We start from the raw sequence: 13,164 nt of genomic DNA, 5'->3' as shown, positions 1-13,164 counted from the left end.
TCGACAATACCGAGAATTCGATCAAGGCGATCAGGTAGACACACGTCCCCAGTCATCGCTGTCGCTCGTGCCCGTCGGAGGCTGTGCCACCAGAGTCGCTGAGATGCTCATCAATCTTCGTGAGTGCGTCGTCGAAGCGTTCGCTTGGTGGCCGGGGTTCAGACACTTTGTCGGTTACACGCTCCCGAAGCTCCTCGGCGTGATCGGGATCACCGACAAGGAGAACCCCCGCTTCGAAGACCGATGCGGCAACGTGTGGTGAGAGAGCGTGGACATCGACGAGGTCCACGTCATTCGTTTCGAGTGCCTCACTGAGGTCAGCACCCAGACTCAAGAACGCGTCATTGTACGTCGGATTCTCACGATCAGTTGTTTCTAACTCGACTGCGATGTCGATATCGCTCGTTGGATTGGTTGTTGATTTCGCGTGGGAACCGAAGAGAACTGCACACTGTACCGAGTGCTCCCGAAGAATGGTTTGAATCGTCTCCATCGGGATGGAATCGTCGATGGTAGTCGACGCAACGGTTCTCATTGATTTGACATCCTCCCCGCCCTAAAGGGCGAGGATTCCACGAAGTGGATATTCAGGTTGCGCGTTTCCTCGGGGTTCAAGTACGCTTTCGCGTGACCCGTCGAAGGTTGCCACCGAGTTGTGACCAACGGTGTGCTTTACAGCGCGTGTAGCCCTGTCAATGGGGCCTTCCTCCCCGCATACAGCGGGCGTCAACGACGGCTGGCTATTCAACCAGCGAGGTAGCACGGTTCGCCTCACCCGAAGTGTTAGGCCGTGCATGTTTCTCCCTCTCGTTGTGCGATATTCTCCGAGGCGTTCAGGTCAGCGTGGCGTCCACGACCGCACTCCGAACACAAAAAGTGGTCGCCATCACGGGTTCCCATCGAACCACACGCCGAACACCGCTGACTGGTGTGGTACGCATCGACCTTCTCGACGCGAATACCCGCACGTTCGGCTTTGTACGTGATGAACTGTTGGAGTTGGTGGAAGTGCCACGAGTGGACACCCGACCACGAACTATTCTCACGGATTCCTTCGAGGTCTTCCAACCGAATGACGGGGTTCTCGAACTGTTCCGCGAACGTGATGAGACGACGGGAGAGTTTGTGATTCAAGTCCTTAATTCGACGCTGTTCTTTGTCACCCACACGGTTACGTGCGCGAAGCGCACCCGCTTCCGAAAGCGAATCGCGTAGGGAACGATATTTGCGTCGAACGTACTTCGCCTCACCACCCGACACCAGCATTGACTCGCCCTCACCGTAGGCCGTCACCGCGAGGATGTGCCGTTCACCAATATCGACACCGATGGGCGTCTCACCCGACGTGTCGGCATCGTACTCGGCGTTGAACGTACAGTGCCAGTCGTCACCACGACGGTAGACCTGAAGCCGTGTCTTCTTGGCGTCACCCTCAACCAGTCGGTCTACAGGGTCGGCAATGTCGTCGTACACTTCGATAGGCGTGTACCACCATTGGGAGACGCATGGGAAGCCGACGACGACTGTGCCGTTCTCGGTTGCGTCGATTTCCCAGTTCTGGTTGTTGACGGCGAACGGTTGACTCTCTCGGTAGCGAACCTTCCCGTCCTTATTGTGGTCGGATTTCGCCTCTCGGATGGCTTGGTTCTGAATGGCCGAGTAGAGGCCGTTGTCGATGCTGGCTGTGGTCACGGATTTGCCGAAGTCGCCGTTCTCCCATCCGTCGATACAGAACTGTTTGGTGTTACGGTAGAGGCGAGTGCCCTGTTGCCACTCTTTGCGCCGTGAGAGGGATGGATTGTGGAACTTCGCGGTGACAGTCACCGTGACCATTACAACTGTAATCGGGTACGTTGCGTTAAGAAACTATTGGAATATCAGGCTGTGCTATCGTCGGTGGTTCGTGAAAGGTAGTGTCGGATTCATCCCCATGCTAAAGCACGGGGCTTTCTCCTCGAACTTCCGTAAATCTCGAATTGAAATTCGTCCGCTATAGCTGCGTATATCCATACGTTCTATTTAGAACAAGGAACACACCAGTCGTTAGCCGTCTGTGCGAACTTGCGTTCGGCCAGTCGAGATATCTTCACGAAGATTCTCGCGATCCCAGTTCAACTCTTGATTGAGTTCTGCCAACTGGGCTTGAATTTCGGAGACATCCCTCTCTGATTCCATCGCTTGCTTCCACAGGCCTGCTGTTTTATTGCTCATGGAACGTGCCTCCTGTCTATGATGACAAAATCGTCTACTGATTGTAATACTGGCGCCTGCTGGTGTCCGATTGGTGCGTATGATTCGTCGTACTACGAAAAGCGCAACCACCAGCACAATGCTCTACATAGAAACCTCCTGTTCAACAAACCGGGTTAATAAGTACTGATGAAAGAGTACAATACACCAGATGGGCCACGTCTACTACCACCATCCCGGTGACAAGCAGTTCTCTCTTGACTTCGTGCATCCGGACCCTGCCGAAGTTGTCTCGCAGATCGTCGGCTACGATGACGACGTTGCCGTGAAGGTCCAGTCCTACGATATCGATGAAGCCTTCTACGTCGTCTACACGTCCCACGTCGGTGGTGGGCCCGTTCGTGAGATCGATTTCGATCTCAAAGCGTCACTCGCGAAGATGAGCGAGGACAACAGCACCATCGTCGTTCGCCTGCTCGAGATCTACCGCGCTCTCATCGCTCAGAACGAGGACGAAGAAGGCGTTCCTGTCGAGGCATACAAGAAGATCGACGTCGACGCGCTACCGGGCGTGCTTGATCGGACAGCCTGGGAGGGCTCAGCAACAACCGTCGCAGGTCGACTCGCCTCGAACCTGATTCTGAAACACCCACTTCCCAACGCCAATCACCGGACGGCCGTCGCACTGATCCAGTTCTACCTCCGACGTCTGAATCTGAACTTCTCCATGCCGGAAACGTCCATAGAAGTCGATCCAGAATCGTACGACTGGCGAGAGTGGGTGAACGAGTACATCAACGAGTCGAAGCGGCTACTGACCGTTCGGCGGAAGAACGTCCTCTTCAAGCACCTGCACCGCTTCGGCGCGAGAACGCTTGAGCGGAAACACGCAGTCGAAATCGACCTGACCGCATACGAACTGGATATGTTTCCCAGTGAGGCGAAGGTCGTCTATGCGGAGCAGCACGAAGAGCTATGGATCGAGTTCGTTGAGGAGGCCGTCGAACGCGCAGGCTATCCGGAGCTGAAGGAAACACCGGGACTATCGAAAACAGAGTTCGCTGAAAAGATTCGGAGCCCCGACTAAGTGGATCTGTTAGTCTTGAAGCGTGGCGACTGTTCGGCCCGCTTCCTCGGCCTCTTCGCTGCGCGACATGTTGTACGTCGCGAGTGCTTCGTCAACCGCCTCATCAAGACTCATTAATCAGCCTAATTTTGGCTCTTCCAGTGTATAAACGCTTGCATGGCCAAGAAGAGACGCCAAGGGATCGGAATCACGGTATATTCAATACGATCCCCCGGGTTCAAACTACCCCCGGTGCCACCTTTTCCTGCGAGACCAAAATGATCCATGATAGCATCCCCATCTATTGGTTAAGGTTGCCGATTGTAGAGTTGCTGCACCGGTTTCACACTGAACACATCGCACGCCTCAACAGGAGCGCTGTGACTACGATCGGTCGCGAGCGAATCCGTCCGCGAAAGTCGGTCGATTAACTCGTTGCGTACGGATTCCCGGCTAATTGTCGTCTCATGCCACCCCAGACGCTCGTCGTAGTGTCGCTTGCAGAACGTCTCTGCAACGTCATCAGCTGCGATGAACTGCGTTCGTTTTGTTCCCCACACGTTCGATGAGACGTACTCCGCACCGACATCCTCGTGAGTGAGTTCGACGAGGACACACTCGACGAACGCGACAATCGAGGTGTGGTGGCGGTTATTTGGGACAGTCAGTTGGAGGTTTGACCACGGGGAGCGGGATTGTTTCGGGTTATTCAGTGGTCTCTCGTTGCTACGTGCGTGTTGCTGTTGCTCAGAATGCATGCGTTGTCTCCAGGGCACACAAGTTGCCCCGTCACCCCTGACGGGGCTACAAAACAGAGACAGCTATCTGATGCTACTCAGAGTTCCCGCTGAACAAGCGTCTCGTTCGGCCGAGTAGCGATGTATTGTCTGAGTTGTCTTTGGTGCTACTGGTTCGTTGTCCTTGTTCACGGTCATCCTCGTCGCTCTGGCCCGAAGGCTCGGCAACGAGGTCCTCGACTTGCCTTTCGAGTTCTGCGATACGCTCGTCTTTCTGTTCAATCGTCGCCTCAAGTTCGCTTACACGGGTAGACAACAACTGGTTCTTCTCGACGAGATAGGCGTTTCGACGGTCAGGTTCGTCGGTATCCACGTCGGTGGTCTCAGTCGCTGTTTCAAGCTTCGACTGCGTCGATTCGTCTCTTGGACTGGGGTCGTAGTACTCCGACGTCGCCTCGACCGCTCGCTCAATGGTTTTCTCGCCGTACGTCGACCCATCGGCGTAGTGGACTTCGTCCCATTTCGCTCGAAGGAGTCCCGATTGTCGAAACAAGGTGTCTATCTGTGTCGTGTCTCCCCCGGTCCAGAAGGCCAGCAGACAACACAGGGCCATGTCTGCTTCCGAGTTGCTATCGTAGCCAGCGGTGTTCCCGTTCCACAGGCGTTCGAATTTTGGGCCGTTCGAGGCGTTCTTTGCTTTCTTGAGTAACTCGTCGTCTTCGAGGGCCACTGCGGGTGTGGTTTTGGCGTCGTCCCTGACGCTCGTATGCTCGTCACGTTCAGGTTCTTTGTTCTCTGAGTGGAGTTGGACGTATTCACGATGGATTGCTTCGAGCGCGTCCTGTCGGCGTTTGACGTGTCCGGGTGTGTTGTCGACGCGGTCGCCGGTGACGGTGAAGAATCGTGCAGTGTCGTACAGTTCGATATGTCCACGTCGGTTTCGGCCTTCGGGGAGGTCTCCTTTGATGAGCACGTGATAGCCCATTCCCGAGGGTGAGATTTCCGTGTAGGAATCGAGTCGGTCGATGATGTCCTGTGCGTCCTCGTCTACGTCGCCTGTCTCTGGGTCTCGGCAATCGTCCAAGTCGATGCCGACGATTGGGTCTTCTTTGGTGAACACAAAGCCGATTCCATCTGCTCTCTCATTGGTCACGAAGTCGAGTGCCGTTTCGAAATCTGACCACGTCTCTGGATCCGTCGATGATGCAAACGAACCTTCTCCAGGGACCACTGGAATCTTCGTTTTCTTCCCGTCTCGTTTCTCGCTTCGCCAGCAGACCCATTGGTCTCGTTCGACGAGTTTTGGTGGGAGTTTTCCCTGTGTCACGAATGTGGTAGTTTCTTTCGTCATTGTTGATTCACGGTTGTGGCTGCGCGCCTCTCGCGCCACGATAAAATCTCCCGAGCGATTGCTCGCCCGTCTACGACGGCCACCCCCCACCCTATACTAGTCGTTTTTTGCCGTAACAGATTTCCAAATCTGCGAGTAGAAGACTCGTACCGTGTGTGTACGCAATTTACGGCATTTTCTGAAGGCCCAGTAGATGTAACGCCATTCTCGGAGATGCCGTAACATGCCGCAGTCTTGCGTTTTTGCAGATATTGACGAACGAGTAGACGCCGTTGGCGTAACGGGGGAGAGAAACGCGGTAGAACGACACCAGAGGCCCCAGAAACCATGTTTTGACTGTGCATCACCTTTTACTCAGATTCTCCAGTGCAATGCCGTTGTAGCTGCGAACAACCTCGCCATTGCGGCGCTCAGTGGAGCGCTCAAACACTATCTGATTATTGAGACGTCTGCTAAACCAACTCTTTGAATCAGGGCTGATTTGGTGCTGCTCAGCCCACATTTCATACGTCGAATACACCTCTGCGGCAGGGACTGAACTATGCTCGTCTTCGACTATCCATTCAGTTACGAATTGTTCAACAACTGCGTCTGGGTCGTCTTTCCAACCGGGCTCCAGAGTAGGTTCTGAAGAGGTGTCCGAATGGGGTTTGGATTGCTCCCTGTTTTCTTTGGTTTCGGCTAGGTCTTCCCCGTGGGCATTCTCAAGGAGCGAATCGAGTGGCTTCCGTGAACCACCATCGTAGACGACTGCTTCATCGTCTTCAGAGAGGATGACAGTAGCATAGTCGTCTGTATCGAACGTTGGATTCAACAACTCATTTTCAGGGATGAACGGCTCTTTGATTTTCACCCATTCTCCCTCGAATGCACCCTTAGACTCGTAGACGTGTGTTTCCCCACGGCCATACACGAGGTATTTGTCGACTGCAGGGTCGTAGCTGTATGTTGCTGGCACGCGTTCTTTCGTAATCGAGGACCGCTCGGAGACTCGGAGATACTCTGTGCCGGACCCATCGCGGAGAACAATCGAATCATCCTCCAAAGCCCATACAGTACGTTTCGAGTCGTCACCACCGTTCATAGGCCGGACTGCGGTAACACCGCCTTGTTCGGTCGCCCCACCGTTGAACATGAGCGGCGAATCGTAGGTGTAGAACCACGTTTCACCGTTTGCGAGTTCTCGAACCGGTGGTGAAAGGATATTCTCGACTCGTTCTGCCCAGTACGTCTCTGTGTCTCCAGGTCGAACAACAAATACAGGGAATGAGCCCTCTTCTTGCGCTTTCCGAAGGTTCGTGAGCACCTTTGCGGGCTTTCCAGGTGTCGACGTCTCAACCTCAATGGCAAACGTCTCCTCTAACTCGGGATGAGTCGCTCGTGCATCAGGCTTCTCGCTTCCGTCCTGCGACAATATCGAGACGGTGAAGCCGAGTTTGGAGAGTTCTTCTTCGACCTCCAAGAGTGCTGCATCGTGGTCGTCTCCACCAGCGGACCGAACGTCACCCGTGTCTGGCGTCGAAACATCTTCACCCTCCTCACTCAACCGGATGATTACTTCGTCAGCGTCGATATCGACAGTCGTTTCGAGTAGTCGCGAGCGCTGTCGGATACTCGCTAACTCGTCGTACGATGGGACGTCGGCCTCGACCTCGTCGAACAGGCGTCGAAGTTCGTCGTCAACTGCTTCGACTGCAACCCACCCGTTATCTTCACGAACATCTCGTTGGAGTTGGATACTCCGAACAACCTTCGCGAGAACGACGTCTAACTCAGCATCGGTGACAGTGAGAACCTCTCGGAGTTCTTCGGGCGTCTGTGTACTCGGGACTGATTCGTTGGAGACGCCAAATTCGTTCTCAGCGTGTTCATGCATCGCTGAAAGCGTCTCTTTGAATTGCTCTTCTTCTCGCTGCGTGAGTGGGTAGTCACTTTCTGGATGGCCTGCAGGGATTGGCAGTGGTTTGATACTGAACGGATATGGTCCCGTCTCCCCGAATTTGGGGCTCGGAAGGTTCGCAATCCATTCTCCACGTGGTAGCGACCGAATCCGGTTAGAAAACTCGTCAGGGTCCAACCCTTCGTGGGCCATCGCTCGGGCAAGTTCTCGGTCGACGTTAATTTGGCCAACAAGTGAGCTTCCGATGTTGTTCAGAGCGTTCAAGTAAACTTTCCGCCCGCCCTCTGCTTCCATCTGCTCAGGGAATTGCATCGATAACCCCACAGAGAGTCGGAAGCTTCGGCCCTTCTCCAAGAGTCCATTCATGATGTCCGAAACGACGACCGACGATGCCTCGTCGACGAGGAGGTTCACCACATAGTCATCGGGATACTCGCTGACCTCGCGTTTCCGCTCTTTGAGTGCATCATCGAGATTCGAGAGAATCAGACCGGTCATGAGACGCGACGCATCATCGCGAAGGTCACCAAGGTCGAACAAAATAATCTTGTTCTCGTCGAGGACATCTCGGAAGTCGAATCGATTCTCTATGTTGTTGAATACTTGAGCGAGATACGGGCGGTCAGAGATGTAGTTGAGTCTGTGGCCAACACCATCCATGACGGCTGAAAACGAACTCGGGTCTTTCTGGAGTTGCCGTCGGAGCGTTCGGGCCACATTCTCCTCACTCGATTGGGGGAGATCGTCGTAATTCGGGTTCGGCGGGCCTGCCTGTAGGACTTGATCAACGGCGTGCTCCAACTGCCGATGTGCAAAGTAGTCAGCTGATTCTCGATAGAGCCCATTTTCTCGCCCGTGTTCTTCATCGAATAGTGCCTTGATGAGCGTCCGAATCAACGTGGGAGAGACGACCGCCCTCTCGTAGCGTTCTCTGCCCATGACGAGTTTTAGGATTTCTTCGTAGTGCTCTGCTTTCCGCTGGACAGCATCTTCACGACGTCTTCCATTTTCGAGAGCAGGGCCAAGGTCGAAAAATGAGAATCCAGGAAGCACGTCTGGCATCGGGAAGTGAATCACGTTCTCTTCGAGGTCAGTTGTTCCGAAGCGCCGAGCGTGTGCTCGCATGTAGTTCTCGGCCATTCCGTCGCCTTTCGGTTCGACGACGATAACTGGTCCTTCGGTATTCTCGTGGAGCGAGAGAATTTCGTTGATGAAAGCCTTCGATTTCCCTGCACCAGTAGTCCCAAATCGACCGTAGTGAGTTGGCAACAGATTTGGTGGGATGCACATCGGGACGTCTTCGGGGTCGCCGTTCTCATCTAGCGCATATCCAATCGCCATCCCATCACGGAACTCTTGCATGAGGTCCTGATGAGGGCGTGGGAGTGGATTTCGACTCTGTTGTTCAGCACGAGTCCCTCGGGCACCCTCCACGCTGAGTTGGTCACTGGACGGAACAAGGAGGAAGTTCGCTAACTCGTCAGCGTTTAAAATGAGGTCTGGGCGTGTCTTCCCACGACCTGTCTCTAACTCTCGGTCCAGAAGATTCCAGAGGTGTTTGCGGGCGTTCTTTTGCTTCGTTTTCTGACGCCACCCCTGTTCGTTGATTCGCTGTCCATCGAGGCCGTAGAACGGCCCGTCCAGTGGGTCGAACACTGGGAGAATGGACTCGATTTTAGAGGTCACATCATCCGAGTCAACATCGGTCGGTAGAACAGCGACCGTGCGAAGGTTGACTGAATAGGTCTGCTTTGGACGCTTCGCAGTAATTCGATCAATACGGCCTTGGACACTGTCTGGCAGGTTGCGTTCTCGACGATGGCGTCTGTCTTCGTGTTCGTAATCGTCGAATTCGAAAATCGGGCCGATGTATCGCTGCCCGAATGTGTCTCGTCCATCTTTGAGATCTTCGACGCGCAGTTCGGCATCTGCTTTCCATTCAGGACGACGCTCGAAGACAACCTGAAATCCGATTGGATGTTCGAAGTCGCTCAAGTGGTCGATAAGTGTCGCTAACGGTGTAATCGTGATTTCGGCACCTGCGTCCTCTCCTGCAGTCGCCTTCGTGAACGGAACGAGCGTCGTCATCCAATCCCGCTTTCTCTCGGCAGTCCCCCGCCACTGGACGCCGACTGGCCGGAGTTGGTCTATCGACGGGCGAGCATAAACTGGGTCTGAGTCCGCCTCGTGCTCCTGTTCATCGGACTCTGCCAAGTCATCATCTTCATCATGCTCGTCAAACTCATCCCATAGCTTCCCGGCTTCGAGTGCTTCCTCGAATTCTTCGCGAGTGTACTTCCGCTCAGGGATGAGTTTCTGCGCAGGGTCCAGTTCCGTACGCTCGATGTCGAACGTCGAAGGGTAAATCGACAGAAGCCGCGACTCAAGCGTGTCGAGGTGCTCAGTTGCCCCGTAGTAGAACTCGACTGGCCTATCGATTCCTTCACTTATCACGAGGAATTCGAAGCGTGGTGGCTCAGAGGAGTTGAGTGGATTCAACTTGCCAAGCAGTCCGGTCTCCGAGGTCGTCGATAGCTTGTGAAGACTGCTGAGAACCTCGACAATACCGTTGGTCCCGAGTTCTTCGGACGTCGGTGTGACGCGAAGATACTCACGCTTCGTCATGGGTCACCCCCTGAGAACCACCGTCAGTTTTAGCGGAAACAGTGGTGTGTTCACTCGAAAGAGAGCTGTCTCGTAGTTTTTCACGGAGTGCCTGCACCTCTGGGTCAGCCGTGTCGCCCCCAGCACCCGGAAGCGACTCGGCAGACGACTCGGTTGGATCGAAGTCGATGACTTGTTTCTCTTTGGGCATCGCCTCAACACGGATTCCACGCCACTCGCCGTCGACGCCGACGAGTGCCTCAGAATAGCCAGCATCCTCATTCCCGGGAATTGCATCCTGGACGAAGCGCATCTGGGCGTAGTTCAATCCGAACTCTTTGGCCCACGTTTCGTCCATGCCATCGAGATGGTGGAACTGCTTGACTGCACACTGGTCGAGAATTGCTTCGGACTCTGTGTGTTCGAAGAACTCGTCAACCGTCTGTGTGACCAACCGAATCGACAAGTTGTGGTGTCGGTGGTGACGGAACACCGTCTCCAAGAACGCCAGACTCGCAGCGTCCTGCATGATGTACCGCGCTTCGTCGATGACGAAGACGACCTCTTTGTCAGTCTCTTTCGCGCGCTCGTAGACGAGCGAGATGAGAAGTTGCATCGTCAGTGCCGTACTGCTGTTGACGCTGCCTTCTTGTTGGGCCAAATCGAGGTAGATGACCTTCTCGTCACGGATGTTGAAATCCGAGGCCCTGCCGAGATTCGAATATCTCCCCTCGTCTTCGAAGGGTCGAAGCTGGTCGAGAAGCCACGTTGCGTCGTCACGGAGCTTGCTCGCTTCGGCGTCAGTCCGGACAACGAACTCCTCAGGAGACTCGACCATCTCCTCGAAGACGTCCATCATATCACGGACAGTCGGACTGGGATTGCCGTGTGTGGCGATATCGTCGGTGATTCCTTGTCGCTCGTATGAACGCTTGAGACCGAGTTCGAGCGTTGTCCGGCGGTCTTCGAGCGAGATGCCACGGAGTGCGAAGTAGTTCGTCAGGAAACTCATCGCGTCATCAAGTTTCTCGTTGAATGGACTCGCGTCCTCACCCATCGCCCGCTGGATATGCTCTGGTGTCTGGCGAATCTCTAGTGGGTTCAGTCCAAGTGTCCCACCAACTGTGATTCGTTTGGCGTTGAGCGCTTCAGCGACACCTGCCCAGTTGTTGAGCGGTTCGAGGATGATTCCGATTCGGTCCTTACTCTGCTCGATAGAGCGAATGAAGTTCTGCTTCGAGCCGAATGATTTCCCAGAGCCGGTGTCCCCGACCGTGAACATCGCATAGCCGTTGTCACGTGCGAATGGGTCGATAACGACCGGGCTGTGCGTGTCTTTGTGGATTCCGAACTCCACGCCACCCTCTTCGAGAATCGTCGCGTTGTGTGGCGATGCAAGGAGGGCACCAACAGCCCCACCAAGGGCAATTGACTCTCGGCCAAAGACGTTGTCGCCGATCGGTGCTGCAGATTGTATCGCCGAGTCCTGTTTACAGATGGCCGTCTTTGGCGTGAGACTGGCAGGCTCATCGCGGAGTGCACTCTTCACACTCTGAACAGCATCACGGAGTTCATCCCGTGTGTCGGCACGAACGGTGACGAAGAGCGCCTGGTCGAAGACACTGGTTCCACTCTCGACAGCGTTGTACGTCGCAGCGGCTTGGTTCGCACGCTGTTGGAGGTAGCCACTTCGAACGCTCTTTTCGAGGTCAGCGTCAACTTGGAGGTCGTCAGCGATGTCTTGGAGTTCGTTCAGAGCACGCTGCTGGTTCTTTGGCCGGATGTGGGCAGTGAGATCAAACTCGACGTCTGTCAGTTGGAAGAGGTCGCTGAGGTAGCCGTCGTTCGGGTAGTCCGGATAGTCAGTAATCGAGAGTGTCGTCGTCCACTGCTCACCGACATGGGCTGCACGGGTTTCCCATTCGACAGCGGCGGGTGCAATCGTCGTCTTGTGTGATTCTGCGATGTCATCGAGGAGTTGCCCCTCGCCGTGGCCCGTTTCCAGTGTCTCCTCGTCAAGCACATCCGAGAAGTCAACTTCGGGTTCTTCCTGAGTAGTGCGGCGTTTCCACGCGAGGATGCCGATAAGACCGACTGTGAGTAACCCAGTGGCATAGAGCATCGCACCCTCCGGCGACGTCGGTTGTTGAAGCCACCCGAGGGTCTGGGTGATGAGTTCACTCTCGGTCTGGAGAGCGATATTACGCATCGAAACCATCCTCCCTGCGGGAACTCCCGATAATCGGTTGACCTCTGATGACTCGCCCTGGGTTGTCGTAGTCGTGCTCGTGGCCATTCCAGAAATCCATCGTCAGCACGAACAACTCGACAGTACTGAGTCGACGAGCAGACCATCCCGAAGCCTGCTGGATGAATCCCGACTCGATACTAGCAATCTTGCTATCGAGTTTTTCGAACATTCGAGCGCGTTGTTCGGCTTCTGAGAGGTCTTCGCGGCGGGTAACGAACGGGTTGAATAGGAATCCAATGACAGGGATACCGGTCAGTTTCTCTGCCGGGGTTCGCTCGTCGTGGGAACGGTCATAGACTTCGAGTGGCGACGCTTCGACACCAATAAAGAAGCGTATCTGTTGGGTTCCACGCTCTCGCATCGCGTGTGGGCGTCGATCGCGGTACTCTTCGAGGAGTTCACGGAAGACGGGATTTCGAGAGACGTCTTCGTCGGAAAGGCGCTGTTCGATGTTCTCGGTGAGTTGCTCGACTGGGAACGACCGCGTCGTCGCGTGGAACTTGAGCTTCGAGTCAAGTTCTTTGTTCGCGAACTCGGTACCCGCTTCCTGCAGTCCAGCCCAATCATCCGACATGGCGAAGTCCATGTTTCCGGGATTGATTTCGATGAACGCCTCCATCGCGCCGTCCGACCGCTGTATGGCACCTGCACCGGGCCACGCCCGTTCAACGTTGGTGAGGTCCTGTGTTCGTTCGTCGAGAGTGAACGGAGTGTAGTTCGCGAGGCCACCCTCGTTTCGACCGGAATTATCCTCCGATTCGGCTGCGCTGAACGTTCGACGCGGCCGCTTCGCATAACGGAACACGTCCTTTGCCCACGTCCACGCATTGAGGTGGTCGGGGGTGACGTACACGATGGCCGCCCCCAGGCCAAGTCCTCCAGCGATGAGTGGGAGTGAGAGTGAGTCGATTCCGAGGAGGCCGGCGATGAACAGCCCCACGAGTGGGAAGGCGATGAGGACGCCGACGTCTCCCTCCTCGACATTGAGGAATGGAATGCGGCTCTCCTCACCGAATTGGTCCATGATACGGCGTGCTGCTGCGTCTGAATCTGTCGACATGATGA

Annotated in this window: 8 protein-coding genes; 1 reads left to right on the top strand and 7 read right to left on the bottom strand. The window is 55.0% G+C overall.

Going from position 1 to position 13,164, the window contains the following annotated elements:
* Positions 1–52 precede the first annotated feature (52 nt).
* The 3 genes from DEQ92_RS19700 to DEQ92_RS23490 all read right to left on the bottom strand — a co-directional run bounded on the left by DEQ92_RS19700 (position 53) and on the right by DEQ92_RS23490 (position 2,211).
* Positions 53–535, bottom strand: coding sequence for a nucleotidyltransferase family protein (locus DEQ92_RS19700; RefSeq protein WP_115821518.1), 483 nt, complete (start codon positions 533–535; stop codon positions 53–55).
* Between the two features lie 248 nt (positions 536–783).
* On the bottom strand, positions 784–1,833 hold the full coding sequence (locus DEQ92_RS19690; protein WP_115821516.1) for an RNA-guided endonuclease TnpB family protein: 1,050 nt from the start codon (positions 1,831–1,833) through the stop codon (positions 784–786).
* Positions 1,834–2,043: 210 nt separating this feature from the next.
* Positions 2,044–2,211: a hypothetical protein gene (locus DEQ92_RS23490; protein ID WP_158547635.1), complete on the bottom strand. Its 168-nt coding sequence runs from the start codon at positions 2,209–2,211 to the stop codon at positions 2,044–2,046.
* A gap of 190 nt (positions 2,212–2,401) precedes the next feature.
* On the opposite strand from DEQ92_RS23490, the gene DEQ92_RS19685 reads away from it, so the two are divergent.
* Positions 2,402–3,277 carry a hypothetical protein gene (locus tag DEQ92_RS19685; RefSeq protein WP_115821514.1) on the top strand — a complete coding sequence of 292 codons (876 nt, stop codon included), beginning with the start codon at positions 2,402–2,404 and terminating at the stop codon, positions 3,275–3,277.
* A gap of 810 nt (positions 3,278–4,087) precedes the next feature.
* Here DEQ92_RS19685 and DEQ92_RS19675 read toward each other — a convergent pair.
* From DEQ92_RS19675 to DEQ92_RS19660, 4 genes are all read right to left on the bottom strand, one after another.
* On the bottom strand, positions 4,088–5,344 hold the full coding sequence (locus DEQ92_RS19675; RefSeq protein WP_193493846.1) for a hypothetical protein: 1,257 nt from the start codon (positions 5,342–5,344) through the stop codon (positions 4,088–4,090).
* 343 nt (positions 5,345–5,687) lie between these two features.
* Positions 5,688–9,869, bottom strand: coding sequence for an ATP-binding protein (locus tag DEQ92_RS19670; protein WP_115821510.1), 4,182 nt, complete (start codon positions 9,867–9,869; stop codon positions 5,688–5,690).
* The gene (locus DEQ92_RS19665) at positions 9,856–12,057 is read right to left on the bottom strand and encodes a VirB4 family type IV secretion system protein (RefSeq protein WP_115821508.1); all 2,202 of its coding nucleotides are present in this window, start codon (positions 12,055–12,057) and stop codon (positions 9,856–9,858) included. The genes DEQ92_RS19670 and DEQ92_RS19665 overlap by 14 nt, the downstream gene beginning before the upstream one ends.
* Entirely contained in the window at positions 12,050–13,159 is a 1,110-nt protein-coding gene (locus DEQ92_RS19660; protein ID WP_115821506.1) for a hypothetical protein, read from the bottom strand. Before DEQ92_RS19660 ends, DEQ92_RS19665 begins: the two co-directional genes overlap by 8 nt.
* Positions 13,160–13,164 lie beyond the last annotated feature (5 nt).

It is taken from the genome of Haloferax sp. Atlit-6N (assembly GCF_003383195.1).
Classification (GTDB): domain Archaea; phylum Halobacteriota; class Halobacteria; order Halobacteriales; family Haloferacaceae; genus Haloferax; species Haloferax gibbonsii.
Note: the sequence above shows the minus strand (reverse complement) of the source record. Positions and strands in the feature narration are given on the sequence as shown.

What these genes read in the sequence shown, in the direction of transcription:
- DEQ92_RS19660 (WP_115821506.1), bottom strand. Translation starts at nt 13,159, where the DNA reads ATGTCGACAGATTCAGACGCAGCAGCACGCCGTATCATGGACCAATTC.
- DEQ92_RS19700 (WP_115821518.1), bottom strand. Translation starts at nt 535, where the DNA reads ATGAGAACCGTTGCGTCGACTACCATCGACGATTCCATCCCGATGGAG.
- DEQ92_RS19665 (WP_115821508.1), bottom strand. Translation starts at nt 12,057, where the DNA reads ATGCGTAATATCGCTCTCCAGACCGAGAGTGAACTCATCACCCAGACC.
- DEQ92_RS19690 (WP_115821516.1), bottom strand. Translation starts at nt 1,833, where the DNA reads ATGGTCACGGTGACTGTCACCGCGAAGTTCCACAATCCATCCCTCTCA.
- DEQ92_RS23490 (WP_158547635.1), bottom strand. Translation starts at nt 2,211, where the DNA reads ATGAGCAATAAAACAGCAGGCCTGTGGAAGCAAGCGATGGAATCAGAG.
- DEQ92_RS19675 (WP_193493846.1), bottom strand. Translation starts at nt 5,344, where the DNA reads ATGACGAAAGAAACTACCACATTCGTGACACAGGGAAAACTCCCACCA.
- DEQ92_RS19685 (WP_115821514.1), top strand. Translation starts at nt 2,402, where the DNA reads ATGGGCCACGTCTACTACCACCATCCCGGTGACAAGCAGTTCTCTCTT.
- DEQ92_RS19670 (WP_115821510.1), bottom strand. Translation starts at nt 9,869, where the DNA reads ATGACGAAGCGTGAGTATCTTCGCGTCACACCGACGTCCGAAGAACTC.